The sequence below is a fragment of the Mycobacterium paraintracellulare genome (assembly GCF_000276825.1).
Taxonomy (GTDB): domain Bacteria; phylum Actinomycetota; class Actinomycetes; order Mycobacteriales; family Mycobacteriaceae; genus Mycobacterium; species Mycobacterium intracellulare.
This window is the reverse complement of the sequence record NC_016948.1, coordinates 3,830,885-3,855,336: the sequence shown is the minus strand read 5'-3', so window position 1 is coordinate 3,855,336 and position 24,452 is coordinate 3,830,885. Positions and strand designations below refer to the sequence as shown.

The window sequence follows — 24,452 nt, the reverse complement described above, 5'->3', positions numbered from 1 at the left end:
GATCGCCCCTCGTTCGCGCAGTCACTTTCGATTGTGAAGAAACTTCACAGGGCCCGCAATCGATGTGCATCGCATCGCCCGCTGGCTATGATCGGCGGATGACCGCCCCGTGCGTTTCGGCCACCGTGCAGATCGACGCCCGCCCCGACGTGGTGTACCGGCTCATCACCCACCTGCCCACCCTGGCTTCGCTGGCCGAGGAGGCGGTGGCGATGCAGTGGCGCAAGGGTGAGGCGGTCGCCCCGGGCGCGGTTTTCGCGGGCCACAACGAGAACCGCGGCCGGCGCTGGAGCACCAGATGCACCGTCACCGACGCCGAACCGGGCCGCCGCTTCGCCTTCGACGTGCGCTACAGCATCCTTCCCGTCGCCCGCTGGCAGTACGACATCGTCGCGGCGGACGGCGGCTGCGAGGTCACCGAGAGCACCTGGGACCGCCGGCCCGGGTGGTTCCGCAAGGTCGCCGGCAAGGCCACCGGCGTCAGCGATCGGGTGGCCGCCAACACCGAGCACATCCGGCTCACCCTGCAGCGCCTCAAGCAGCGCGCCGAAACCGAGTAGCCGAAGAGCCGCGGGAGTTCCGATGACGCGACGCGATCCCGCCGTAGCGGTCGTCGGAGCGGGCATGTCCGGGCTGTGCGTCGCAATTGCGTTGCTGCGCAGCGGCATTACCGATGTGACGATCTTCGAAAAGGCTGACGAGGTGGGCGGCACCTGGCGCGACAACACCTATCCGGGCCTGACCTGCGACATACCGTCCCGGGTCTACCAGTACACGTTCGCCACCAACCCGCACTGGTCGCACATGTTCTCACCGGGCGGTGAAATCCAGGACTACTTCCGGAAAATCGCGGACCGGTTCGGCCTGCGGGACCGCATCCGGTTCGGCACCGAAATCACCGACGCCCGTTTCGAGAACGGGCGCTGGTCCCTGCGCATCGCCGCCGGAGAACAGTGCGCGGCGGACTTTTTGATCACGGCCACCGGCGTGTTGCACCATCCCCGGATGCCGTCGATCGCCGGCCTGGACGACTTCGGCGGCCACGTCTTTCACTCGGCGTGCTGGGACCATTCCGTCGAGCTGGCCGGCCGGCGGATCGCGATCGTCGGCAACGGGTCCACGGGCGTGCAACTCGTCTGCGGCCTGGCCGGCGTGGCGGGCAGGGTCGTGCTGTTCCAGCGGACGCCGCAGTGGGTGCTCAAGCTGCCCAACCCCCGCTACACCCGGTTGGCCGGCATCACCCGCAACCGGTTTCCGTGGCTGGACCGGGTGGCGTACCGCGGCTACAGCATGGTGTTCGACCTCTTCGCGGTGGGGCTGACCAAGCCCGGCGTGCGCCGAAAGATCATGGGCGCGCTGTGCCGCGCCAGCCTCCGCGAGGTCCGCGACCCCGAACTGCGCCGGGCGCTGACCCCCGACTACACGCCGATGTGCAAACGGCTGGTGATGTCGGGCGGCTTCTACCGCGCGATGCAGCGCGACGACGTCGACCTGGTCACCGCCGGCATCGACCACGTGGAGCGGCGCGGCATCGTGACCGACGACGGCGTCCTGCACGACGTCGACATCATCGTGCTCGCCACCGGCTTCGACACCCACGCGTTCTTTCGGCCGATGCGGCTGATCGGCCGCGACGGCATCGCCGCCGACGACGTGTGGCGCGACGGGCCGCGGGCCTACCAGACCGTCGCGATGCCGGGCTTCCCCAACTTCTTCATGATGCTGGGGCCGCACAGCCCGGTCGGCAACCTGGCACTCACGACCGTCGCCGAATCGCAGGCCGATCACATCCTGGGGTGGATCCAGCGTTGGCGCCGAGGGGAATTCGACACCGTCGAACCGACACGCTCGGCGACCGACAGCTTCAACGCCCGGCTGCGGGCCGCGATGCCGAACACCGTGTGGACCACCGGCTGTGACAGCTGGTATCTCAACAAGGACGGGGTGCCCGAGGTGTGGCCGTTCACCCCGGCCGCGCACCGCGCCATGCTGGCCAACACCGATCCGGGATCCTACGACCTGCGCCCGGTCGCGCCCTAGACACCGGCCGGGACAAAACCCGGTACCGCTGGTTCCGCATACTTGGTTGCGCAACTATACTGGCAGCGCGCAGCGTCGGAAACGCCGAGGTAGGGGGCAATAATGCTGACCGTTGACGACCAGGCGGCGGGTCCGCACGACGCGTCGCTCGACCACGAACGGCTGGTCCTCGAGGCGCGCGACGTGCACTTCGATTGGGCGGCTCTGCCGTTCCATTACGTGCCCGGCGAGCCGTTCTCCACCCACGTCCTCAACGTGCTGCACCTGCTGCTGCCCGCGGGCGAGGAGTTCTTTGTCGACGTGTTCAAGAAGACCCTGCCGCTGATCAAAGACGATCAGCTGCGGCTCGACGTCCAGGGATTCATCGGGCAGGAGGCGGTGCACTCCCAGGCGCACGCCGGCGTGCTCGCCCACTTCGCCGCGCGGGGCATCGACCTGACCCCCTATACCGGACAGATCAAGTGGCTGTTCGACAAGCTGCTCGGGCCGCGGCCCCGCTGGAGCGAGCGCCGCCAGCACAGCTGGCTGCTCGAGCAGGTGTCCATGGTCTCCGCCATCGAGCACTACACCGCCATCCTGGGCGAGTGGATCCTGAATTCGCCGGCCCACGACGCGATCGGCACCGATCCGGTGATGCTGGACATGCTGCGCTGGCACGGCGCCGAGGAAGTCGAACACAAGGCGGTGGCCTTCGACACCATGAAGCATCTGCGGGCCGGCTACTGGCGGCAGGTCCGCGCCCAGCTGGTCGTGTCGCCCGCCATGCTGCTGTTGTGGATTCGCGGCGTGCGGTTCCTGTACTCGCTGGATCCCCACCTGCCGCCGGGCGCCAAGCCGCGCTGGCGGGACTACTTCGCCGCCGCGCGCCGCGGATTGGTGCCCGGGCCACTGCGATTCGTGCGTGCGATCGGGAACTACTACCGCCCGGGCTTCCACCCCTCGCAGCTCGGCGGGCTGGGACTGGCCGTGGACTACCTGGCCGTCTCACCGGCCGCGCGGGCCTCGCACTGACCGATGGGCACCACGTCTCGCATCACCGCCAGCGACGGCGTCACGCTGGCCGTGCACCGCTACACCGACATCGACCCGGCGCGCCCGACCATCCTGGCGATCCACGGCTTTCCGGACAACCACCACGTGTGGGACGGCGTCGCCGGCGAGCTGGCCGGCCGACCCTACAACTTCGTCGCCTACGACGTGCGCGGGGCCGGTGAATCATCTTCTCCCGCAGAGCCTTCCGGGTACCGGTTCGCGCAGCTCGTCTCCGACATCGAGGCGGTCATCGACAGCCTGGGCGTCGAGCGGGTCCACCTGCTGGGCCACGACTGGGGCTCGATCCAGGCCTGGGCGGCGGTCACCGACGACTCGGTGATGCCCAAGGTGGCCTCGTTCACGTCGATCTCGGGCCCGCACCTGCAATACGCGGGGGCGTTTCTGCGGTCCGCGCGCACCCCACGGGCCGTGGCCCAGGTCGCCAGGCAGCTGATCTCCTCGGGCTACATCGGCTTCTTCCTGTGCCCGGGGGTGCCCGAGCTGTCGTTTCGCTCGCGCGTCGGCGTGAAAGTCATTGAGGCCCTTGAGCGCATCGGCCGCTCCAGCACCCGCAGCCAGCGCCACGACACCAGGCGGTCGCTCACCGACTATGTCAACGGGCTCAACCTGTACCGGCAGAACATGCCCGCGCCCATGCTGGCGCCGGGCCCGCAACTCCCCGAGACCTCCGTCGCGGTCCAGACGTTGGTTCCGCGGCGGGACGTCTTCGTCACCCCCGCGCTGCAGCGCTTCACCGGCGCAATTCCTCAGGGCGCCAGGGTGATCGCGATCGAGGGCGGGCACTGGGTGGTGACCTCGCGCCCCGACGTCGTCGCCCGGCTGACCGCCGAGTGGGTCGACCGGACCGTCGCCGGTGCGCCGCCCGCGGTCGAGTCGCGCGGCGAACGGGGCGAGGTGCGCGGCAAGCTCGCCCTGGTCACCGGCGCGGGTGCCGGGATCGGCAGGGCCACCGCGGTGGAGCTGGCCCGGCGCGGCGCCCGCAAAATCGTGCTGGCCGACCGCGATCGGGCGGCCGCCGACCAGACCGCCGACGCGGTCCGCGCCGCGTGCGCCGAGGCCGCGGTCTACCAGGTCGACGTCAGCGACGAGGCCGCGATGAACGACCTTGCCACACAAGTGCGTAACGAGCACGGGGTGGTCGACATCCTGGTGAACAACGCCGGCATCGGGATGGCGGGCCGCTTCCTGGAGACCAGCTCGGCGAATTGGGAAAACATCATGGGGGTCAACGTCGGCGGCGTCATCTCCGGCAGCCGGGCGTTCGGTGCGCAGATGGTCGAGCGCGGCGAGGGCGGAACGATCATCAACGTGGCCTCGGCCGCGGCCTTCCTGCCGTCGAAGTCGATGGTCGCCTACAGCACCACCAAGGCGGCGGTGCTGGCGCTCAGCGAATCGTTGCGCGCCGACTTCGCCGACGAGGGCATCAGCGTCACCGCGGTGTGCCCGGGCTTCGTCAACACCAACATCGCCAAGAGCACCATCTACGCCGGGATGAGCGCCGAGCAGCAGGAGCGGGCGCGGGGCAAGGCCGACGCCGCCTACCGGCGCCGCAACTTCACCCCCGAGGCGACCGCCAAGGCGATCGTGAAGGCCGTCAAGACCGGACCGGCGGTGCTGCCGATCGCCGCCGAATCCAGGATCGGCTACGCGATGCGACGCATCAGCCCGGGGGCGGTCCGGCTGTTCGCGCGGTTGGACATTCGGCAGACCTAGGGGGACCGGTGCCGGAAAGCATTTGGGCCAGCAGGCCCGCCGACCTGTACGGCCGGCGCGCCCACGACCGCTTCGGGTCGTTGCTGTGGGGTGTGCGGGCGGTGTTCGAGGGATTCGCCTCGGTGTCGCGGTGGGAACCCTCGCGGGTGAAGCCGGTGCAGCGCACGCTGACCGCGGTCGTGACCCAACGCGAGCTCGTCGCGCCCGATGTCGTCGCGCTGACGTTGGCCGACCCCGACGGGGGGCTGCTTCCCTCCTGGACGCCCGGCGGGCACATCGACGTCCTGTTGCCCTCCGGCCGGCGCCGGCAGTACTCGCTGTGCGGTCCGCCCGGGCGGCGCACCGACTACCGCATCGCGGTGCGCTGCATCGCCGGCGGCGGCGGCGGATCCATCGAGATGCACGAGGCTTTCGGCGTGGGCGACACGTGCGAATTCGAAGGCCCGCGCAACGCGTTCTATCTCGGCACCGCCGAGCGCGACGTCTTGTTCGTCATCGGCGGCATCGGCGTGACCCCCATCCTGCCGATGATCCGCGCGGCCGCGCAGCGCGGGATCGATTGGCGCGCAATCTATACCGGGCGCAGCCGCGAGTACATGCCGCTGCTCGACGAGGTGGTGTCGGTGGACCCGGACCGGGTGACGGTGTGGGCCGACGACGAGCACGGCCGCTTCCCGAGCGTGGCGGAGTTGCTGGCCGGCGCCGGCCCGGCGACCGCCGTCTACGTGTGCGGCCCGAGCGCCATGCTCGAGGCCGTGCGGATCGCTCGCGACCAATATGCCGGGGCGCCACTGCATTACGAGCGGTTCAGCCCGGCGCCCGTTGTCGACGGGGTTCCGTTCGAACTCGAGCTCGCGCGCTCCCGGCGGGTGCTCGCGGTGCCGGCCAACCGCACGGCGCTGGACGTCATGCTGGACCGCGACCCGACGACGCCCTACTCGTGCCGGCAGGGGTTCTGCGGCACGTGCCGGGTCAAAGTGCTTGCCGGGCAGGTGGATCACCGCGGGCGTGCCTCGCCCGGGGACGACGGCATGCTGGTGTGCGTGTCGCGGGCCGGCGGCGATCGGGTGGTCATCGACGCCTGAGCCGGTTACGGTCGGGACGGCTCCAGGTAGGCGGCCAGCGCGTTGGTCAGGCCCCGGCGCGCCATGTCGAGGTCGGCGTAGGAGCCCAGCTGGCGCTCGGACACCAGGCCGCGCATCGCGCCGGGGATCAGGGCGGCCACCTCGCGGACCCGGTCGGGGTCGACGGCCAGACCGGCGAAGGCCTGCTGGCAGGTCTCCAGCCAGCTCTTGCCCCAGGAAAACAGCTCGGCGGCCGTGCGCGGATAGAGGCGTTCGAGCTCGTCGGGATCGCGGGGCAACGCCGCGCGCAGGTTCTCGATCGCGCGCGAATCGGCCGATGCCAGGCCGGTGTAGAGGGTGTCGATGATGGCGCCGACGCGTTCGCGCAGCGGGGCGTCCGGCGAGATCGGGGCCGACAGCGTCGAGAACGTCGCGGCGCGGCGCTCCGCGGTGCGGTGCAGCACCGCGGCCCAGAACCCGTCGGTGTCGCCGAACTGGTACTGCACCGCGCCCCAGGTGGCGCCGATGTCCTTGGCGATGCGGTTGGCCGATACCGAGCCCGGCTCGCCGGAGGCCAGCGAGCGCAGCGCGGCCTCGAGCATGCTTTCGCGAGTCGCATGGCCCCGCCGGTTCGGGCGCCGGCCCGCGATGCCGGCTCCGCTGGTCTGAGGGGTCATTGGGCGATCTTATCCACTCGGGCGGGCAGGCCGCCGACGTTTTCATAGAGGGTACTTTGATTTTCTCGGGGCGCGGCTTATATTCGTACCCGAGGGAGGGCAGCTCACATGGCAGGGTTCGATGGCTAAGCCGCCGTTGTCGATGAAGCCGACCGGTTGGTTCCAGGTCGCCTGGTCCGACGAGATCGGCGTCGGCGACGTGCACAAGATGAAGTACTTCGACTCCGAGATGGTCGCCTGGCGCGCGGAATCGGGTCAGCTCACCGTGATGAACGCCTACTGCGAGCACCTCGGGGCGCACCTGGGGTACGGCGGCACCGTCGTCGGCGAGGTGCTGCAGTGCCCGTTCCACGGCTGGCAGTGGAGCGCCGAGGGGCGCAACGTCTGCATCCCGTACCAGGACCGCCCCAACCGCGGCCGGCGCATGCGCACCTACCCGGTGGTCGAACGCAACGCGTCGGTCTACATCTGGCACGACGTCGAGCGCCGCGAACCGTACTTCGAGCCGCCGGATGTGTTCGCCGCCTTCGAGGACGGCAGCACCGCCGACGATTACTACCCGCAGCAGCGGCTGTACCGCGAGACCCTGGAGATGCACCCGCAGTACGTGCTGGAAAACGGGGTGGACTTCGCGCACTTCAAGTTCGTGCACAAGACCCCGATCGTGCCGGTGTTCACCCGCCACGACTTCGCCGAGCCGGTGTCGTACGTCGATTTCACCATCACCTTCGAGGGCGACGACGCCCAGTTGATCGAGGACGTCAACAGCGGCGTGCAGGCCATCAACGGCGGCCTGGGCATCGCGGTGACCAAGAGCTGGGGGATGATCGACAACCGCACCATCTCCGCGATCACCCCGGTGGACGAGCGCACCTCCGACGTCCGGTTCATGGTCTACATCGGCCGCGCGCCGGGCGGCGATTCGGAACGCGCCGAACGCAAGGCGGCCGAATTCGGCCAGGAAGTGATCCGCCAGTTCACCCAGGACATCGAAATCTGGCAGCACCAACGGTATTCGGATCCACCCGCGCTGGCCCCCGACGAGTACGAGGGATTCACGGCAATTCGCCAGTGGGCCAAGCAGTTCTATCCCGAGGCATTCGTATCGCAGGAAGGCTTAGCGCAATGAGTACAGCACCGATCCGCGTCTTTCAGGTCGGAAGCGGCAACGTCGGCTCGGAGATGATCAGGCGGATCGCGACCCAGCCCGATCTCGAACTCATTGGCGTGCATGCCTATTCGCCGGAGAAGGTCGGCACGGACACCGGGGAGTTCGCCGGCGTGGGGACCAACGGGGTCAAGTTCACCGGCACCATCGAGGAGATCATCGCCGCCAAGCCGGACGTGCTGACCTTCCACGGCGTGTTCCCCGACGAGGACCTCTACTTACACGTGCTCGAGGCGGGCATCGATATCGTCACCACCGCGGACTGGATCACCGGCTGGCACCGCGACACCAATCACCCGCACCCGTCGGGCAAACCGGTGAGCAAGCTGCTGGCCGACGCCTGTGAGAAGGGCGGTGCCACGTTCTACGGCACCGGGATGAACCCGGGGCTCAATCAGATTCTGGGCGTGGTGTGTTCGGCCGACGTCGCCGACATCGAGAACATCACCACCATCGAGTCCGTCGACGTGTCGTGCCACCACTCCAAGGACACCTGGATCGAAGTGGGCTACGGCCAGCCGGTCGACGACCCCGACATCCCGTCGAAGCTCGAGAAATACACCCGCGTCTTCGCCGACAGCGTGTACATGATGGCCGACTGCTTCGACCTGACACTCGACGAGGTCACGTTCAGCTACGAGCTGGGCGCCTGCACCAAGGACGTCGACCTGGGCTGGTACACGCTGCCCAAGGGCTCGCTGGGCGGCAACTACATCAAGTACCAGGGCATGGTCGACGGCGTGCCGCGGGTCGAGACGCACCTGGAATGGCAGATGACCCCGCACACCGAACCCAGCTGGAACATCAAGGGCTGCTACATCACCCAGATCAAGGGTGATCCGTGCATTTACAACAAGCACATGATCTTTCCCAAGCCCGGCGTGGACCTGTCCAACCCGGACAGCTTCGCCTCGATCGGCATGACCGTGACCGGCATGCCCGCCCTCGCCGCGATCAAGTCGGTGATCGCGGCGCCGCCGGGGCTGATCACCAGCGCCGACCTGCCGCTGCGCGGCTTCGCCGGGCGGTTCAAAAAGTAGGCGAGGCGTCGCACCGCCGCCAGCCACGCGTTTCTCGTGGCAGCGCCGCGGGTAACCACCCGTGGTGCGCGCGGGATTTGTAGGTGCGGCAGCCGCGGCCGCGGCGGTCATTGCCACATGCTCGTGTCCCTCCGGTTCGGCCGACCCCGCGTCCGAGAGCCCACCGTTCTCGACCGGTCAGATGGGCGTGCCCGTGCATGCGCGGGCGGCCGGCGGCGCGACCGCCGACATCACTATCGACAGTGCAACGTGGTTACCGCCGGGGTGCGCCTCGCACTTTGCGAGTCCGACGCCTGGCTCCGCATGCAACGTGGTGGAAATGACGATCACCGCGACGTCTCACTACTTCTTCCAGTTCGACCAGCGTTATATGTTCGCCGGATACGGCGGCGGCAACGACGCCCCCCAGCCGGCAACGATGGCGGTCGACTACCAGAGACTGAACAAGATGCCCCCGCTGGAATCGGGTGGCCTTCACGACGGGCAGACCGCACATGGATTCGTCGGTTTCGCTATGCCGACGGGAGGCGAGCTGTACATCACGATCAACGATCCCTCGCAACCCGCTCCCTACACCGAAGCGGCCTGGATCGTCCACACCTGATCGGCGCGAGAATCCCACGTTCGAGCTGTCATTGAGATAACCCCTCGACGCACGCCGCGGCGCGGAAGGGACTCGGTCTAGGGTGAAGGCCATGCGAGTGGGAGTGCTGGGAGCCAAGGGAAAAGTCGGATCGACGATGGTGGCCGCCGTGCAGGCCGCCGAGGATCTGACGCTGTCCGCCGAGGTGGATGCCGGTGACCCGCTGAGCCTGCTGACCGACGGCGGCACCGAGGCGGTCATCGACTTCACCCATCCCGACGTGGTGATGGGCAACCTGGAGTTCCTCATCGGCAACGGGATTCACGCCGTCGTCGGCACCACCGGCTTCACCGCCGAGCGTCTGCAGCAGGTGCGGGCCTGGCTCGCCGAGAACCCGAAAACCTCGGTGCTGATCGCGCCGAACTTCGCCATCGGGGCGGTGCTGTCGATGCACTTCGCCAGGCAGGCGGCGCCCTTCTTCGACTCGGCCGAGGTGATCGAGCTGCATCACCCGCACAAGGCCGACGCACCGTCGGGCACCGCCACGCGCACCGCCAAACTGATCGCCGAGTCACGAAAAGGCTTGCCGCCCAACCCCGACGCCACCAGCACCAGCCTGCCGGGCGCGCGGGGCGCCGACGTGGACGGCATCCCGGTGCACTCGGTGCGCCTGGCCGGGCTGGTCGCGCACCAGGAGATCCTGTTCGGCACCGAGGGGGAGACGCTGAGCATCCGCCACGACAGCCTCGACCGGACATCGTTCGTGCCGGGCGTGCTGCTGGCGGTGCGGCGCATCACCGAACATCCCGGACTGACGGTGGGCCTGGAGCCCCTGCTCAACCTGCAATGACCAAAGCGCTGCGCACCCAACTGCTCGTCGCCTTCATGTGCGTCGCGCTGTTGGTGTACTTCGCGCTGCTGGGACGGGTGGCCGTCGCCATGATCGCCTCCGGGCGGGCCGCCGCCGTCGGCCTCGGGTTGGCGGTGTTGGTGATGCCCGTCATCGGCCTGTGGGCGATGGTCGCGACCCTGCGCGCGGGATTGGCGCATCAGCGGCTCGCGCGCCTGATCGCCGCCGACGGAATGGAACTGGACACCAGCGACCTGCCGCGCCGGCCGTCGGGCCGCATCCAGCGAGACGCGGCCGACGCGCTGTTCGCCACGGTGCGCACCGAAGTGGAAGACCACCCCGACGACTGGCGGCGCTGGTACCGGCTGGCCCGCGCCTATGACTACGCCGGGGATCGACGCCGCGCCCGCGAAGCCATGAAGACGGCCGTGAACCTGCAGGGCGACCATGAGTAAGACGCTGCTGATCGTGCACCACACGCCGTCGCCGCACACGCACGAGATGTTCGAGGCGGTCGTCTCCGGCGCGACCGACCCCGAGATCGAGGGTGTGGAGGTGCTGCGCCGCCCGGCGTTGACGGTGTCGCCGGCCGAGATGCTGGCCGCCGACGGCTACCTGCTGGGCACCCCGGCCAATCTCGGCTACATCTCGGGCGCCCTCAAGCACGCGTTCGACTGCTCCTACTACCAGCTGCTCGACTCCACCCGCGGGCGACCGTTCGGGCTGTACCTGCACGGCAACGAGGGCACCGAGGGCGCCGAGCGCGCGGTCGACACGATCACGACCGGGCTGGGTTGGTCCAAAGCCGCTGAGACGGTGGTGGTTTCGGGCAAGCCCGGCAAGGAGCAGCTGCAGGCGTGCTGGGAACTCGGGGCGACGGTCGCCGCCCAGTTGATGGATTACGCGTAGGTCGGCTTGAACGCGTCGGCCGGTTGGGCCAGGGCCAGCGCCGAGCTGGTGCCGAGCGGGCCGTGCCGGTCGAACAGGGTGGCCGCCCCGGTGGCAACCCCGGCCGTGCCGTAGTGACTCTGGGCGGCCAACCCCAGGAATTCGCCGTCGGGCAACCGGCTAGCGGTGACGGTGTAGTCGGCGTTGATGTAGCGCAATCCGCCGGTGCCCCAATGGGTGAGCGAACTCGTGATGTCACCGACGAACGCCAGCCGGGTGAACGGGGTCAGCGGGTGGCCCTGCACCATCGGCCGAAAGATCCTGGCCCACGCGAACTTCTGCGAGTCGGACTGCTCCCACTCGCCGGCGGCGATGCCCGGGCTGCCGTCGCGGGTGGCCCCATACCCCCAGATGAGGAACGGCATGGCCTCCGGGAAGCCGTCGGAGGATGTCGGCAGCGGCGGCATCTCGACCGGGAAGGACCACACCCGGCCGTCCGGATGATCGCCGCGACGGAGGAACAGCGCGCTGGCCCGCGCGACGACCGTGCCGTTTTGTACCAGCTCGCCGTCGACCAGCTTGATGCGCCGACCCTCCCGCAGGACCGATGTCCGGATCTGCACCGGCGACATCAGCGCCGGGCGCAACAGGTCGACCGTGAACCGGGCGGGCTGCAGGTCCGGATCGACGCCGGATTGCTCTATGCCCCAACCCAACAGGCCGCCGACGATCTGGCCGCCCATGGCCGCGCCCCACGGCCCTTGCGTCATCGCGCCAGGAACGTAGGAGTCGCCGTCTACAGTGAAAAACGCCTCGGGCATGATGGCGGAATCGTTCGTCACCGCTATCACGATAGGACACCGGATAGTAAGGACCGGGTATGCCTCCAGTGATCGAAATCGCGCGCGACCACAACCCGTTCCCGACGGTCGGCGTGTCCCGCGGCCGCGACGGCGTCCCGCGCTACGACGAGCTGCCCGCCACCCTGCTGGACATGCTCGCCGAACACGTCGACAACCGTCCGGGCAGCGAGGCGCTGGTCGAGCTGGGCGGCGGCCGGCTGACGTACCGACAACTCTGGGACCGCGCCGCGCGGGTGGCTGGTGGGCTGCGCGCGGAAGGCATCAAGCGGGGCGACCGGGTCGCGGTGCGTTACCCCGCGGGGATCGACTGGGTGCTCGCGTTCTGGGGCGTCGTGATGGCCGGCGGCATTGCGGTGGCGGTCAATATGCGCTCCGCTCAACCGGAGGTCGACTTCGTCCTGTCCGACTCGGGTGCGGGGCTCGATCTGGCGCCGGATTCCCCGCTGCCCGAAGGGCCGCCGTACGTCAGCGAGCAACTCGGCCGGACCGACGTGGCCGCCCTGTTCTACACGTCGGGCACCACCGGCCACCCCAAAGGGGTGCCCACCACCCACGAGGCGTTCCTGACCAACACCGAGAACGCGATCCGGTGTCTGCAACAACCGCGAGACCTGGGCGAGGGAATGCGGACGCTGATCTCGGTTCCCCTGTTCCACGTGACGGGTTGCAATTCACAACTTTTGGCCGCCGCACGGCTCGGGGGAGCGTCGGTGATCATGCCCACCCTGAACCTCGACGCGTTGATCGCCGCGCTGGGCGCCGAGCGCGTGTCGGTGCTGGTGACGGTGCCGGCGATCTACTCACTGTTGTTGCGGCACAAGGGGTTTGCCGGGACAGACGTCTCGGGGATCCGGTGGGTGGGATACGGCGGGGCCCCCATCGCCCCGTCGCTGGTGCGGACGGTGAAGAACGCGTTCGGCCACGCCACCGTGTTCAACGGCTACGGCATGACCGAGACGGCATCGCTGATGACGGTGCTGCCCGACGGCGAGGCCGTCGAACACGCCGACTCGGTCGGGTACGCGGTCCCGTCGGTGGACCTCGGGCTGATCCCGTTGGGGGACGAGCCCGGCGTGGGTGAGCTGGTGACCCGCGGCGCCAACGTCACCGCCGGCTACTGGAACCGGCCCGAAGCCACGGCGACGACCTTTGCCGACGGCTGGCTGCACACCGGCGACGTGGTGCGCGTCGACGACGCGGGCAGGGTGCACCTCATCGACCGGCTCAAGGACATCATCAACCGCGGGGGCGAGAACGTCTCCAGCGTCGAGGTCGAGGCCGTGCTGCTGGGGGCGCCCCACGTCGCGGACGCCTGCGTGCTCGGGGTCGCCGACGACGTCATGGGGGAGAAGGTGGGGGCCGTGCTGTTCGGCGGTGACGACGACATCGACGTGCCGGCCGTGCTGGAGCACTGCCGCGGCCGGCTCGCCGATTTCAAAGTGCCGCAATACGTCACGGTGGTCGATACCGCGCTGCCGCGCAACGCCGGCGGCAAGCTGCTCAAGGCCAGGCTCCGCGAACAGGTGCGGTGGGGGGAGCCGCTGCGATGAGCGCGAGCCTGTTGGTCGCCAACCGCGGCGAGATCGCACTGCGAATCATCCGCACCGCAACCGAACTGGGCATGCGGACGATCGCCGTCTACGCCGGCGACGACGCGCAGAGCCCGCACGTGCACGCGGCCGACGAGGCGATCGGGTTGCCCGGCAGCGGCCCGCGGGCCTACCTGGACCAGTCCGCCGTGTTGGCGGTGGCGAAGAGCTCCGGCGCGGACCTCATCCACCCCGGATACGGATTCCTCAGCGAGAACGCCGAATTCGCCGACGCGTGCGCGGCCGGCGGCCTCACGTTCGTCGGCCCCGACCCCGGGGTGCTCGGGTTGCTCGGCCACAAGACCGCGGCCCGCGGCGCCGCGCTGGCCGCCGGGGTGCCGGTGCTGCCCGCGACCGACGGGGCGAGCAGCGTCGGGGACGTCAAGGCGTTCTTCGCGGCGCAGCAGGGCGGCATCATGCTCAAGGCCCTCGCCGGCGGCGGCGGACGGGGAATGCGCAAGGTGCACCGCGCCAATCAGATCGACGACGCCTACCAGCGCTGTGCGGCCGAGGCGCAGCTGGGTTTCGGCGAACCGGCGCTGTACGCCGAGGCGCTGCTCGACGACGCCCGCCACATCGAGGTGCAGGTCGTCGCCGCGCCGGCCGGCCACCAGACGCACGCGCTGGCGGTCGGGGATCGCGACTGCAGCATCCAGCGCCGCTACCAGAAGCTGGTCGAAATAGCCCCCGCCCAAGGGCTTTCGGATGAGCTGCGCCGGGCGCTGCATCAGGCGGCGGTGCGGCTGTGCGCGCGCGTGGGCCTGCGGGGGCTGGCCACGGTCGAATTCCTGGTCACCGGCGAGGATTTCGTCTTCCTCGAAGTCAACCCGCGAATCCAGGTGGAGCACACCGTCACCGAGGAAACCACCGGACTCGACCTGGTGGCCGTCCAGCTGGCGATCGCCGGCGGCGCGTCCTTCTACGGGCTGGGGTTGCCGGCCGGCATCGCGTCCGACGGGCTCGAAGTCATCGGCGAGCCGGCCGCCCAGCGCGGCATCGCGATTCAGCTCAGGGTCAACGCGGAGACGTTCGGGCCCGACTTCTCCGTGCTGGCGTCGGCGGGCACGCTCACGGCGTTCACCCCGCCCAGCGGGCCGGGCGTGCGGGTCGACACCTATGGCCGGCCCGGGCTGGTCGTGAGCCCCCAGTACGACTCGCTGCTGGCCAAGGTCATCGTCCATGTGCGGGGGACGTCGTGGCCGGCGGCGCTACGCAAAGCCGGCACCGCCCTGTCCGAGTTCGGCATCGAGGGCATCCACACAAACATCGGATTCCTCCGCGAGCTGCTGCGCGCGGACCGCGTCGAATCCGGTTGGGTGAGCACCGATTTCGTCGACCAGAAACTTCGCGAGCTGGCCCGCGCCGCGCAATCACACGAGCAAGAACCGCCGCCGGCGGAGGTCGAGCTCTATCCCGACGAGGACGCGCTGCGCGCGCAGCTGGCCGGCACCGTGGTCGAGGTGGCGCCCGAGGGGGCGCAGTACGCCGCCGGAAGCCAACTGGTCGTCCTGGAGGCGATGAAGATGCAGCACGTGCTCGTCGCGCCGGACGCGCTGCGGACCGTCCGGACTCTGGTGACGCCCGGGCAGGTCGTCGGCACCGGCGACCCGCTGCTGATCTTCACCCGCACGGACGCGGGGGACCGCGGAGAATCCGCAAGGGCCGCAACCGATCTCGACCGGCCGCGCGCCGACCTCGACGAGGTGACGCGGCGCCACGCGCTCACCCTGGACGAGGGCCGTGCGGCGGCCGTCGCCAAGCGGCACCAGCAGGGCCGCCGCACCGCGCGGGAGAACATCGCCGATCTGGTCGATCCCGGCAGCTTCGTCGAATACGGCGCGTTGGCCATCGCGGCGCAGCGCAGCCGCCGTTCCGAAGAGGACCTGATCGCCAACACCCCGGCCGACGGCCTGGTGGCCGGCCTGGCGACCATCGGCGCGGAGCGGTTCGGGCGGGCCGCCGCCGAGGCCGTCGTGGTGTCCTACGACTACACCGTGCTGGCCGGCACGCAGGGCATGCGTAACCACGCCAAAACCGATCGCGCCTTCGACCTGGCCGCGCGCAAGCGGCTGCCCGTGGTGCTGTTCGCCGAGGGCGGCGGGGGGCGACCGGGCGACACCGACGTCGGCGGCGCTGCCGGGCTGGACGTGCCGACCTTCCGGATGCTGGCCGGGCTGCGCGGCGAGGTGCCGCTGGTGTCGATCGTGTCCGGCCGATGCTTTGCCGGCAACGCCGCCCTGGCCGGGGTCTGCGACGTGATCATCGCCACGCCGGACGCCAACATCGGGATGGGCGGGCCGGCGATGATCGAGGGCGGCGGGCTGGGCGTGTACCCGCCGGAGGCGATCGGGCCGATCGGTGTGCAGCGCCGCAACGGCGTGGTCGGCCTGGTCGCCCGGGACGAGGCGCACGCCGTGGCGCTGGCCAAGCAGTACCTGTCCTACTTTCAGGGCAGCCTGGGTGAGTGGGAAGCGCCCGACCCCCGGCTGGCCCGGCATGTGGTGCCGCAGAACCGGTTACGCGCCTACGACGTGCACCGGGCGATCGAGTCGATCGTCGACGTCGGATCGGTCCTTCAGCTGCGGGCAGACTACGGCGTGGGCATCGTCACCGCGCTGGTGCGCGTCGAAGGGGTGCCGTACGGGCTGATCGCCAACAGCACCCACCACCTAGGCGGCGCGATCGATGCCGAGGCGGCCGACAAGGCGGGCGACTTCCTGGCCCTGTGCGAATCGTTTGGGCTGCCGGTGATTTCGCTGTGCGATACCCCCGGCTTCATGGTGGGTCCTGACGCGGAGACCCAGGCGGCGGTGCGCCGCTTCGGCCGCATGTTCGTACTCGGCGCGCGGCTGACGGTGCCGCTGGGCATGATCATCTTGCGCAAGGCATACGGGCTCGGCGCGATGGCGATGGCCGGCGGCTCCTTCCGCGCGCCCCAGTTCACCATCGCCTGGCCGACCGGCGAGATCGGCGGCATGGGATTGGAAGGCGCTGTGCGCCTTGGCTACAGCAAGGAGCTGGCCGCGGTCGACGATCCCGCCGAACGGCAGAGTCTCTTCGATCGCCTCGTGGCCGCCGCCTACGAGCACGGCAAAGCGTTGCGGGCGGCCACCACGTTCGAGCTGGACGACGTGATAGACCCGTCAGCCTCCCGGGCCTGGATCACCAGGCTCTCGGGAGGCTGACCGGGTTTGAGCGATTATCCGTGGCCGGAGCCGCAGCCGACGCCGGGCAGGCAGCCGGTGCCGCCGGGCACTCCGCCGGGGCCGGCGAACTGGCCGCCGGAGCCGCAGCCCACACCCGGGACGCAGCCCTGACCACCGGGTCCGCCGCCGGGACCCTCGAACTGGCCTCCCGAGCCGCAGTTCCCGTTGGCGTCGCAGCCGCCACCGCCCGGATCCTGCTTGAAGGTGATGTGGGTCGGCGCTGGTCCGGCTACGGAAACGTCAGCAACGGCCGCGGGCGCGGCAGCGATAGCCGCAGCCACAGCCCCGGCGACAACCAGCGGTTTCATGAGTGTCAATTTCGATAGCATGCGCGTGGCATACCACCTCAACACATGTCCAAAACATCGCGAATAAGATTCGGTGGCAAACGACGGAAGGCCAACGACATGACCTCACAAGATCTGACCGGCCGTACCGCAATCATCACCGGCGCGTCACGTGGAATTGGCCTGTCGATCGCTCAACAGCTCGCGGCAGCGGGCGCCAACGTGGTGCTGACCGCGCGCAAGCAGGAGGCGGCCGACGAGGCCGCCGCGCAGGTCGGCGAGCGGGCCGTCGGCGTCGGGGCGCACGCGGTCGACGAGGAGGCCGCCCGGCGCTGCGTGGACATGACCCTCGAGCGCTTCGGCACCCTCGACATCCTGGTCAACAACGCCGGGACCAACCCCGCGTACGGCGCGCTGATCGACCAGGATCATGCCCGTTTCACCAAGATCTTCGACGTCAACCTGTGGGCTCCGCTGCTGTGGACCTCGCTCGCCGTCAAGTCGTGGATGGGTGAGCACGGCGGATCGATCGTCAACACGGCCTCCATCGGCGGCATGCACCAGTCGCCGGCGATGGGCATGTACAACGCCACCAAGGCGGCGCTGATCCACGTCACCAAGCAACTGGCGCTGGAACTTTCGCCGCGCGTGCGGGTCAACGCGATCTGCCCCGGGGTGGTGCGCACCCGGCTGGCCGAGGCGCTGTGGAAGGACCACGAGGATCCGCTGGCGTCGTCGATCGCGCTCGGGCGCATCGGCGAACCGATCGACGTGGCCGCGGCGGTCGCCTTCCTGGTCTCCGACGCGGCGAGCTGGATCACCGGCGAAACCATGGTCATCGACGGCGGTCTGCTGCTGGGCGCCGCGCAGGGATTCCGGTCCGCCCCCGGCGGCGGTCAATGAACGCCTTCGACGCGGCCGAGCTGGACGCGCGGGTGCAGGCACTGCTCGACGAGCACGATCCGAAGGACGGCGACGCGCGGGAATTCCTTGGCGCGCAATACGATGCGGGACTGGCCTGGGTGCACCTGCCGCGGGGCTTCGGCGGGCTGGATCTGCCGCGCACCGCTCAGGAGCGCGTCGACGCCCGGCTGGCCGCCGCCGGGGCGCCGGTGGGCGGCACCCCCAAGAACTACATCGGCATGGGCATGGCCGCGCCGACCATCGCGGCGTTCGGCACCGACGAACAGAAGCGAAAGTTCTTGCGCCCGTTGTTCACCGGTGAGCAGATCTACTGCCAGCTGTTCAGCGAGCCGGGTGCCGGATCCGACCTCGCCGGGGTGTCGACCCGCGCGGTCCGCGACGGCGACGAGTGGATTGTCAACGGGCAGAAGGTGTGGACGTCGCAGGCGCAGCACGCGCACATGGCCATCCTGGTCGCCCGCACCGATCCGGCCGTGCCCAAACACGCCGGCCTGACCTACTTTCTCTGCGACATGACGCAGCCCGGCGTCGAGATCCGGCCGCTGCGCCAGATCACCGGCGAGGCCGAGTTCAATGAGGTCTTCCTCACCGACGTCCGGGTGCCCGACGCGAACCGGCTGGGCCCGGAGGGTGGGGGCTGGCGGGTCGCGACCACCACGCTGAACAACGAACGGGTCGCCATCGGTTCCCGCGCCGGCGCGCCGCGCGAGGGCGGCCACATCGGCAAGGTCGCCGACGCCTGGCGCGCCGAGCCGGCCCTGCGCGACCCCGCCATGCACGATCAGCTGATGCGGTTGTGGGTGGAGGCGGAGGTCTTCCGGCTCGCCGGTGAACGGCTGCGGCAGCAGGCCGCCACCGGTCAGCCGGGGCCCGAGGGGGCCGGCATGAAGGTGGCGTTCGCCAAGCTGGCGCAAGCGATTTCGGGCTTCGAGATCGAGCTGCACGGCGAATCCGGCCTGTATTACGACGACTGGACCATGCGCCGGCCCGAGACGGTCGACCTGGTCGGCCGCGGGCCCGGCTACCGCTACCTGCGGGCGCGCGGCAACTCAATCGAGGGCGGCACGTCGGAAATCCTGCGCAACACCATCTCCGAGCGGATCCTCGGCCTGCCGGGTGAACACCGCGTCGACAAGGACGCCGCGTGGAAGGACCTGCCCCGATGAGCCCCCTTGCCGTGCTGACCGGGGACCTGCTCTATTCGGACACCGAAGAGGCGCTGCGGGCCGGCGTCCGTCAGCTCTTCGCCGAGCGTTGCCCGCCCGAATCGGTGGCCGGCGTGTATGACGCCCAACCCCAAGACTTCTCGGGCGTGTGGCGGACGCTGGCCACCGAATTGGGCGTGGCCGGCCTGCTCGTTCCCGAGTCGCTCGGCGGGGCCGGCGCAAGCGCCCGCGAGGCTGCGGTGGTCATGGAGGAGATCGGCCGGGCCGTTGCGCCGGTGCCGTTCTTGTCCAGCGCGGTCCTCGCCACGGTGGCACTGCTGCGCGCCGGGGACACCCGGACCGTCTCGGCGCTGGCCCAGGGCGAGCTGACGGCGGCGTTGGTGGTGCCGCTGACCACCGCGCCGGGCGACCCGGTCACCGGGGTCAGCGGCGGACCCGGCGGACTCAGCGGATCGGTCACCGCCGTGGCCGGCGCCGGCGAGGCCGACGTGCTGGTGGTGCCCGTCACCGGTCCGGACGGGCTCGAGCTGCACACCGTCGACCGCGCCGCGGCGGGCGTGCAGGTGTCGCCGCTGCTCGCGCTGGACATGACCAGACCCCTTGCCGCCGTGACGTTTTCGGGCGCGCCCTCCTCGAAGGTCGGCGCGGGCGACGGGCCGGTGGCCGATGCCGTCCTCACCGGGGCGGCCCTGCTCGCGTCCGAGCAACTCGGAGTCGCCCAATGGTGTTTCGACACCACGCTGGACTACGCCCGGCAGCGCCGGCAGTTCGGCCGCACGATCGGCTCCTACCAGGCGATCAAGCACCGGCTGGCCGACCTGTGGTTCGACGTCGGCGCCGCCGCGGCCGCGGCCCGCTACGCGGCCGACACCTGCGCCCGGGCCGACGACGACGCGGCCGCGGCGGCCGCCATCGCCCAGGCCTACTGCAGCGATATCGCCGTGCACGCCGCCGAGGAATGCATCCAACTGCACGGCGGCATCGGGATGACCTGGGAGTATCCCGCGCACCTCTACCTCAAGCGGGCCAAGAGCGACCAGCTGGCGTTCGGCACCGGCTACCGGCACCGCGCCCGGCTGGCCGAGTTGGTGAACCTGCCGCCGACCTGACGGCCCCGCGCAACCGTCAGCGCGGGAACGCCGCGGCGAACACCTCCGTCATCGCGTCCCAGTGCCGCTCGGCGGCCGCGGGGTCATACGGCGCGTTGTCCGGGACGGCGAACCCGTGGCCCGCCGAATACCACTCGATGGTGTGCTCGACGCCGGCCGCCGTCAGCGCCTTGTCGAGCTGTTCGGCGTGATCGGCGGTGAACGACGCGTCGTTCTGGGCGCCGCCCACGTACACCGTCGCGCTCATCCGGTCGGCCAGCAGGTGCGGGCTGTCGTCGGTGTCGGTCACCAGGCCGCCCCCGTGGAACGACGCCGCCGCGGCCACCCGGTCGGGCACCCGGCCGGCGACGATCAGCGACGTCCGCCCGCCCATGCAATAGCCGCACACGCCGAAGCGCTCGCCGGACACCTCGGGGCGCGCCGCCAGGTAGTCGAAGAACGCGGTGGCGTCGGCGGCCATCCGGTCCGGGGTGACGCTGCCGATCATCGAAAACAGGCGCCCCCGTTCTGACTGGTCGTTGAAGACGGTCGCCATGTCGAACGGCGCCCAGTCGGCGGTGCGGTAGTAGACGTCCGGGAGCAGCACGGCATAGCCGAATCCGGCCAGCTTGGCGGCCATCTCCTCGAACGTGCCCCGCACGCCGCCGGCGTCGGGATACATGACCACACCGGGCCACGGGACTTGGGATTCCGGACCGTCGGGCGTGAACAGGTGCACCGGGCAGGTGCCATCGGGGGTGGTGACGACGTCGGTGATATTCGGCATGGCACCCGTTCTACTCCGCTTGCCTAGACGTATCCTGACCGCGTGCCAATCCCGACGCCCTACGAGGACCTGCTCCGACTGGTGCTCGACGAGGGAACGGCCAAATCCGACCGCACCGGCACCGGGACCCGAAGCCTGTTCGGCCGGCAGCTGCGCTATGACCTGTCGGCCGGTTTCCCGCTGCTCACCACCAAAAAGGTGCACCTCAAGTCGGTGGTGTATGAGTTGCTGTGGTTCCTGCGCGGCGATTCCAACGTCGCCTGGCTGCACGAGCACGGGGTCACCATCTGGGACGAATGGGCAAGTGACACAGGCGATCTCGGGCCGATCTACGGCGTACAGTGGCGGTCCTGGCCGACGCCGACGGGTGAGCACGTCGACCAGATCAGCGCCGCCCTGGATTTGCTGCGCACCGACCCCAACTCGCGGCGCATCATCGTGTCCGCCTGGAACGTCGGCGAGATCCCCCAGATGGCGCTGCCGCCGTGTCACGCCTTCTTCCAGTTCTACGTGGCCGACGGCCGGCTGAGCTGCCAGCTTTACCAGCGCAGCGCCGACCTGTTCCTCGGCGTGCCGTTCAATATCGCCAGCTACGCGCTGCTGACGCACATGATGGCCGCCCAGTCCGGCCTGTCGGTCGGCGAGTTCGTGTGGACGGGCGGGGACTGCCACATCTACGACAACCACGTCGAGCAGGTGCGGCTGCAACTGAGCCGCGAGCCGCGGCCCTACCCGGAACTCGTTCTGGGCGAACGTGATTCGATTTTCGACTACACCTACGACGACGTCGTCGTGCGCAACTACGATCCGCACCCGGCCATCAAAGCCCCCGTCGCGGTATGACGCGTACTATCACTGTGGGCCTGGTGTGGGCCCAGTCGACCTCCGGCGTCATCGGGCGCGGTGGCGGCATCCCCTGGAACGTGCCGGAAGACCTCGCCCGGTTCAAAGAGGTGACGATCGGGCACACCGTGGTGATGGGCCGGCGGACCTGGGACTCGTTGCCGGCCAAGGTGCGGCCGCTGCCCGGCCGGCGCAACGTCGTGCTGTCCCGCGAGGACGGCTTCGCCGCCGACGGGGCGCAGGTGGTCGGCTCGCTGGACGCGGCCTTCGCCCGGGCCGAGGGGGAGCCCGCGGTCTGGGTGATCGGCGGCGGGCAGGTGTATCTGGCCGCGTTGCCGTACGCCACCCGGTGCGAGGTCACCGAGATCGAGCTCGACCTGCGCCGCGACGACGACGACGCGCTGGCGCCCGCCCTGGACGACACCTGGGTGGGCGAGACGGGGGAGTGGCAGGCCAGCCGGTCCGGGCTGCGGTACCGCTTCCACAGCTACCGTCGCTGAGTCTGCGCAGCCGCTCGCGCCCGGCCCCGACCTGACATACTCGGACTCGGGGTCGGTCGCAGGGTCTACCAGGAGTTTGGTGAGAAGGGGGAATTGGCAGTGATAACCGAACCCGTGAAGACGTTCTCGCGAAAGTTCATGGGCTACGACGCGTCCGCCGTCGATGCCCACATCGAAATGTTGACCACCAAGCAGCAGCTGCTGCTTGACGATGTCGAAAGCCTGCGGGCCCGGCTGCAGGAATCCGGCGAGCAAACCGCCGCGCTGCGCAAGGAGGTCGCCGCCCTCACCGACACGTCACCCTCGCCGCACGCGATGCAGAAGCGGATGGCGAAAATGCTGCAGCGCGCGGTCGACGAGGTCGCTGAGATGCAGGCCGAGGCGCGCGCCGAGGCGGACGCGCTGATCGCGGCGGCCGAGGCCGAGGCCGAAGCCGCCGAACGCAAGCGCGACGAGGTGCTCGCCGACATGGCCGCCCAGCAAAAGGCGCTGGAAGCCGAGTACGAACAGACCAAGGAGAAGCTCGACGCCGAACTGGCCGAGATGCGCGCCGAAACCCAGGCGGCGATCGACGAGGCGCGGCGAAACGCCGAGCGGGAGTGCGAGCGGCTCCTCGGTGACGCCAAGCAGGGGGCCGATCACTACCGTGACAAGGCACGGCGCGCGGTCGATGAGGCGACCGCGCAGCGGATCGAGATCCTCGAGCAGCTGATGGGCGTCTACCGCGACCTCGACCGCGTTCCGGCCGCACTCGAGGCGGCCTACCAAGAACAGAAGAACCCGTCCGAGGACGGCGCCCTGGCTCCGGTGGACGGCAAGGTCCGCGCGAGCTGAGCTCCCGTCAGCCCGCGCCGACGGGCCCCGACGGCGGGGTATTCTCGGCGCCGTGTCGACCCGCAGGCTATCCGCCGCTCAAGCCCGGCGGATAGCCGTTGCGGCCCAAGGATTTACCGAGCCCCGGCCCGGCGGCGAGATCACCCGGGCGCACCTGAAACGGCTGATCTCCAGAATCCAAGTGCTGCAACTGGATTCGGTCTCGGTGGCGGTGCGCGCCCATTACGCCCCGGTGTTCAGCCGGCTCGGCCCCTACGACCGTGACGTGCTCGACCGCGCGGCCTGGGGCCCGCGTTCGTCGCGGCTGCTGGCCGAGTACTGGGCGCACGAGGCCGCGCTGATGGCCGTCGAGGACTGGCCGCTGCTGCGCTGGCGGATGCGCCAGTACCGCCACGGCCGGTGGGGGACCCACATCGTCAAGGCCAATCCGCGGCTGGCTGAGAAGGTGGTCGCCGCCGTCGCCGAGCTCGGGCCCAGCACGGCCGGCCAGATCGAGGCGCATCTGGCCGTCGGGCCGCGCGGGCCACGCGGGAGCTGGTGGGGCAGCCGCAGCGACACCAAATGGGTGGCCGAGGCGCTGTTTTCGGCCGGGGTGCTCACCACGGCCACCCGGGTGGGCTTCGCCCGCCATTACGACCTGGTGGAACGGGTGCTGCCGGCCGCGGTGCTGGCCCGCGAGGTCGACGACGACGAGGCGCTCCGCGAACTGACGCTGCGGGCGGCCACCGCGCTGGGGATGGGCACCGAGGCCGACATCCGCGACTATTTCCGGCTGTCCGCCGCGCAGGTCAAGCCCGCGATCGCCCAGTTACTGGCCGCCGGTGACATCGAGCGGGTCGACGTCGACGGCTGGTCCGCCCCCGCCTACCTGCTTGCGGGCCGGACGGTGCCGCGCGCCGACCGCGGCACCGCGCTGCTGTGCCCGTTCGACCCGCTGATCTTCTTTCGGCCCCGGGTCGAGCGGCTCTTCGAATTCCATTACCGCATAGAGATTTACACGCCGGCAGCCAAACGGCAGTACGGCTATTACGTGTGGCCGCTGCTGATGGACGGGCGGTTGGTGGCGCGGGTCGACCTCAAGGCCGACCGGCCCGCCGACTCGCTGCGTGTCGTCGGCGCATTCGCCGAGCCCGACACCCCCAAAGCCCGCGTGGCCGCCGCGCTGGCCGGCGAGCTTCGGTCCATGGCGTCCTGGCTGGGCCTGGGCGGGTTCAGCGTCTCCGGGCGGGGAGACCTGGCCGCCGACCTGCGGGCGATCAGCTGATGTCCGGCCTGCGACACCGATCCGC

Annotated in this window: 24 protein-coding genes; 20 read left to right on the top strand and 4 right to left on the bottom strand. The window is 69.9% G+C overall.

Translation table 11 applies throughout. The features are described from left to right. Positions 1-98: 98 nt before the first annotated feature. The 5 genes from OCQ_RS17620 to OCQ_RS17600 all read left to right on the top strand — a co-directional run bounded on the left by OCQ_RS17620 (position 99) and on the right by OCQ_RS17600 (position 5,891). Positions 99-560, top strand: a complete 462-nt coding sequence (locus tag OCQ_RS17620) for an SRPBCC family protein (protein ID WP_009952942.1) — start codon at positions 99-101, stop codon at positions 558-560. Between the two features lie 22 nt (positions 561-582). Further along, complete coding sequence (locus OCQ_RS17615; RefSeq protein WP_014385413.1) at positions 583-2,040, top strand: flavin-containing monooxygenase; 1,458 nt, start codon at positions 583-585, stop codon at positions 2,038-2,040. A gap of 102 nt (positions 2,041-2,142) precedes the next feature. Beyond that, positions 2,143-3,051, top strand: a complete 909-nt coding sequence (locus OCQ_RS17610) for a metal-dependent hydrolase (RefSeq protein ID WP_014385412.1) — start codon at positions 2,143-2,145, stop codon at positions 3,049-3,051. Between the two features lie 3 nt (positions 3,052-3,054). Next, positions 3,055-4,806, top strand: a complete 1,752-nt coding sequence (locus tag OCQ_RS17605; protein WP_014385411.1) for an SDR family oxidoreductase — start codon at positions 3,055-3,057, stop codon at positions 4,804-4,806. An 8-nt stretch (positions 4,807-4,814) separates the two neighbouring features. Next, the gene (locus OCQ_RS17600) at positions 4,815-5,891 is read left to right on the top strand and encodes a PDR/VanB family oxidoreductase (protein WP_014385410.1); all 1,077 of its coding nucleotides are present in this window, start codon (positions 4,815-4,817) and stop codon (positions 5,889-5,891) included. Between the two features lie 5 nt (positions 5,892-5,896). On the opposite strand, the gene OCQ_RS17595 is transcribed toward OCQ_RS17600, so the two are convergent. Beyond that, positions 5,897-6,472 carry a hypothetical protein gene (locus OCQ_RS17595; protein WP_009952948.1) on the bottom strand — a complete coding sequence of 192 codons (576 nt, stop codon included), beginning with the start codon at positions 6,470-6,472 and terminating at the stop codon, positions 5,897-5,899. Positions 6,473-6,668: 196 nt separating this feature from the next. Here OCQ_RS17595 and OCQ_RS17590 point away from each other — a divergent pair, with 196 nt between their 5' ends. The 6 genes from OCQ_RS17590 to OCQ_RS17565 all read left to right on the top strand — a co-directional run bounded on the left by OCQ_RS17590 (position 6,669) and on the right by OCQ_RS17565 (position 11,097). After that, positions 6,669-7,676, top strand: coding sequence for a Rieske 2Fe-2S domain-containing protein (locus tag OCQ_RS17590; protein ID WP_014385409.1), 1,008 nt, complete (start codon positions 6,669-6,671; stop codon positions 7,674-7,676). Continuing rightward, the gene (locus OCQ_RS17585) at positions 7,673-8,755 is read left to right on the top strand and encodes an NAD(P)H-dependent amine dehydrogenase family protein (protein WP_014385408.1); all 1,083 of its coding nucleotides are present in this window, start codon (positions 7,673-7,675) and stop codon (positions 8,753-8,755) included. The genes OCQ_RS17590 and OCQ_RS17585 overlap by 4 nt, the downstream gene beginning before the upstream one ends. 64 nt (positions 8,756-8,819) lie before the next feature. Then, on the top strand, positions 8,820-9,359 hold the full coding sequence (locus OCQ_RS27275) for a hypothetical protein (protein WP_041785737.1): 540 nt from the start codon (positions 8,820-8,822) through the stop codon (positions 9,357-9,359). Positions 9,360-9,450: 91 nt separating this feature from the next. Continuing rightward, a complete protein-coding gene (dapB, locus tag OCQ_RS17575) occupies positions 9,451-10,188 on the top strand; it encodes a 4-hydroxy-tetrahydrodipicolinate reductase (RefSeq protein WP_008258635.1) in 738 nt (245 codons plus the stop codon). Continuing rightward, on the top strand, positions 10,185-10,643 hold the full coding sequence (locus OCQ_RS17570; RefSeq protein WP_014385405.1) for a membrane protein: 459 nt from the start codon (positions 10,185-10,187) through the stop codon (positions 10,641-10,643). The genes dapB and OCQ_RS17570 overlap by 4 nt, the downstream gene beginning before the upstream one ends. Next, positions 10,636-11,097 carry a flavodoxin family protein gene (locus tag OCQ_RS17565; protein WP_008258632.1) on the top strand — a complete coding sequence of 154 codons (462 nt, stop codon included), beginning with the start codon at positions 10,636-10,638 and terminating at the stop codon, positions 11,095-11,097. Before OCQ_RS17570 ends, OCQ_RS17565 begins: the two co-directional genes overlap by 8 nt. On the opposite strand, the gene OCQ_RS17560 is transcribed toward OCQ_RS17565, so the two are convergent. Further along, positions 11,088-11,897, bottom strand: a complete 810-nt coding sequence (locus OCQ_RS17560) for a thioesterase family protein (protein WP_036455232.1) — start codon at positions 11,895-11,897, stop codon at positions 11,088-11,090. The genes OCQ_RS17565 and OCQ_RS17560 overlap by 10 nt on opposite strands. Positions 11,898-11,956: 59 nt before the next feature. Here OCQ_RS17560 and OCQ_RS17555 point away from each other — a divergent pair, with 59 nt between their 5' ends. Both OCQ_RS17555 and OCQ_RS17550 read left to right on the top strand, forming a co-directional pair. After that, positions 11,957-13,489, top strand: a complete 1,533-nt coding sequence (locus OCQ_RS17555) for a class I adenylate-forming enzyme family protein (protein ID WP_179945037.1) — start codon at positions 11,957-11,959, stop codon at positions 13,487-13,489. Next, positions 13,486-16,713: an acetyl-CoA carboxylase family protein gene (locus OCQ_RS17550; RefSeq protein ID WP_014385402.1), complete on the top strand. Its 3,228-nt coding sequence runs from the start codon at positions 13,486-13,488 to the stop codon at positions 16,711-16,713. Before OCQ_RS17555 ends, OCQ_RS17550 begins: the two co-directional genes overlap by 4 nt. Before the next feature lie 14 nt (positions 16,714-16,727). On the opposite strand, the gene OCQ_RS17545 is transcribed toward OCQ_RS17550, so the two are convergent. Then, positions 16,728-17,042 carry a hypothetical protein gene (locus OCQ_RS17545; RefSeq protein ID WP_008258627.1) on the bottom strand — a complete coding sequence of 105 codons (315 nt, stop codon included), beginning with the start codon at positions 17,040-17,042 and terminating at the stop codon, positions 16,728-16,730. Between the two features lie 99 nt (positions 17,043-17,141). Here OCQ_RS17545 and OCQ_RS17540 point away from each other — a divergent pair, with 99 nt between their 5' ends. From OCQ_RS17540 to OCQ_RS17530, 3 genes are read left to right on the top strand one after another with little or no spacing between them, the layout of a single operon-like run. Then, positions 17,142-17,924, top strand: a complete 783-nt coding sequence (locus OCQ_RS17540; protein WP_008258626.1) for an SDR family oxidoreductase — start codon at positions 17,142-17,144, stop codon at positions 17,922-17,924. Further along, entirely contained in the window at positions 17,921-19,111 is a 1,191-nt protein-coding gene (locus OCQ_RS17535) for an acyl-CoA dehydrogenase family protein (protein WP_008258625.1), read from the top strand. Before OCQ_RS17540 ends, OCQ_RS17535 begins: the two co-directional genes overlap by 4 nt. An 11-nt stretch (positions 19,112-19,122) precedes the next feature. Then, positions 19,123-20,220 (top strand): acyl-CoA dehydrogenase family protein, encoded by a 1,098-nt coding sequence (locus OCQ_RS17530; protein ID WP_014385401.1) that lies wholly within the window; start codon positions 19,123-19,125, stop codon positions 20,218-20,220. A 16-nt stretch (positions 20,221-20,236) separates the two neighbouring features. On the opposite strand, the gene OCQ_RS17525 is transcribed toward OCQ_RS17530, so the two are convergent. Then, positions 20,237-20,986, bottom strand: coding sequence for a dienelactone hydrolase family protein (locus OCQ_RS17525; protein ID WP_009955233.1), 750 nt, complete (start codon positions 20,984-20,986; stop codon positions 20,237-20,239). A 42-nt stretch (positions 20,987-21,028) separates the two neighbouring features. Between OCQ_RS17525 and OCQ_RS17520 the strand changes: the two genes are divergently transcribed. From OCQ_RS17520 to OCQ_RS17505, 4 genes are all read left to right on the top strand, one after another. Further along, entirely contained in the window at positions 21,029-21,829 is an 801-nt protein-coding gene (locus OCQ_RS17520) for a thymidylate synthase (RefSeq protein WP_014380625.1), read from the top strand. Beyond that, positions 21,826-22,329 carry a dihydrofolate reductase gene (locus OCQ_RS17515; RefSeq protein WP_041785115.1) on the top strand — a complete coding sequence of 168 codons (504 nt, stop codon included), beginning with the start codon at positions 21,826-21,828 and terminating at the stop codon, positions 22,327-22,329. Before OCQ_RS17520 ends, OCQ_RS17515 begins: the two co-directional genes overlap by 4 nt. A gap of 99 nt (positions 22,330-22,428) precedes the next feature. Beyond that, the gene (locus tag OCQ_RS17510) at positions 22,429-23,163 is read left to right on the top strand and encodes a coiled-coil domain-containing protein (protein WP_051019745.1); all 735 of its coding nucleotides are present in this window, start codon (positions 22,429-22,431) and stop codon (positions 23,161-23,163) included. A 52-nt stretch (positions 23,164-23,215) separates the two neighbouring features. Then, a complete protein-coding gene (locus OCQ_RS17505) occupies positions 23,216-24,427 on the top strand; it encodes a winged helix-turn-helix domain-containing protein (protein ID WP_014385399.1) in 1,212 nt (403 codons plus the stop codon). Positions 24,428-24,452: the final 25 nt, after the last annotated feature.

What these genes read in the sequence shown, in the direction of transcription:
- OCQ_RS17560 (WP_036455232.1), bottom strand. Translation starts at nt 11,897, where the DNA reads ATGCCCGAGGCGTTTTTCACTGTAGACGGCGACTCCTACGTTCCTGGC.
- OCQ_RS17545 (WP_008258627.1), bottom strand. Translation starts at nt 17,042, where the DNA reads ATGAAACCGCTGGTTGTCGCCGGGGCTGTGGCTGCGGCTATCGCTGCC.
- OCQ_RS17620 (WP_009952942.1), top strand. Translation starts at nt 99, where the DNA reads ATGACCGCCCCGTGCGTTTCGGCCACCGTGCAGATCGACGCCCGCCCC.
- OCQ_RS17570 (WP_014385405.1), top strand. Translation starts at nt 10,185, where the DNA reads ATGACCAAAGCGCTGCGCACCCAACTGCTCGTCGCCTTCATGTGCGTC.
- OCQ_RS17585 (WP_014385408.1), top strand. Translation starts at nt 7,673, where the DNA reads ATGAGTACAGCACCGATCCGCGTCTTTCAGGTCGGAAGCGGCAACGTC.
- OCQ_RS17535 (WP_008258625.1), top strand. Translation starts at nt 17,921, where the DNA reads ATGAACGCCTTCGACGCGGCCGAGCTGGACGCGCGGGTGCAGGCACTG.
- OCQ_RS17565 (WP_008258632.1), top strand. Translation starts at nt 10,636, where the DNA reads ATGAGTAAGACGCTGCTGATCGTGCACCACACGCCGTCGCCGCACACG.
- OCQ_RS17555 (WP_179945037.1), top strand. Translation starts at nt 11,957, where the DNA reads ATGCCTCCAGTGATCGAAATCGCGCGCGACCACAACCCGTTCCCGACG.
- OCQ_RS17550 (WP_014385402.1), top strand. Translation starts at nt 13,486, where the DNA reads ATGAGCGCGAGCCTGTTGGTCGCCAACCGCGGCGAGATCGCACTGCGA.
- OCQ_RS17615 (WP_014385413.1), top strand. Translation starts at nt 583, where the DNA reads ATGACGCGACGCGATCCCGCCGTAGCGGTCGTCGGAGCGGGCATGTCC.
- OCQ_RS17590 (WP_014385409.1), top strand. Translation starts at nt 6,669, where the DNA reads ATGGCTAAGCCGCCGTTGTCGATGAAGCCGACCGGTTGGTTCCAGGTC.
- dapB (WP_008258635.1), top strand. Translation starts at nt 9,451, where the DNA reads ATGCGAGTGGGAGTGCTGGGAGCCAAGGGAAAAGTCGGATCGACGATG.
- OCQ_RS17540 (WP_008258626.1), top strand. Translation starts at nt 17,142, where the DNA reads ATGACCTCACAAGATCTGACCGGCCGTACCGCAATCATCACCGGCGCG.
- OCQ_RS17515 (WP_041785115.1), top strand. Translation starts at nt 21,826, where the DNA reads ATGACGCGTACTATCACTGTGGGCCTGGTGTGGGCCCAGTCGACCTCC.
- OCQ_RS17605 (WP_014385411.1), top strand. Translation starts at nt 3,055, where the DNA reads ATGGGCACCACGTCTCGCATCACCGCCAGCGACGGCGTCACGCTGGCC.
- OCQ_RS17610 (WP_014385412.1), top strand. Translation starts at nt 2,143, where the DNA reads ATGCTGACCGTTGACGACCAGGCGGCGGGTCCGCACGACGCGTCGCTC.
- OCQ_RS17595 (WP_009952948.1), bottom strand. Translation starts at nt 6,472, where the DNA reads ATGCTCGAGGCCGCGCTGCGCTCGCTGGCCTCCGGCGAGCCGGGCTCG.
- OCQ_RS17525 (WP_009955233.1), bottom strand. Translation starts at nt 20,986, where the DNA reads ATGCCGAATATCACCGACGTCGTCACCACCCCCGATGGCACCTGCCCG.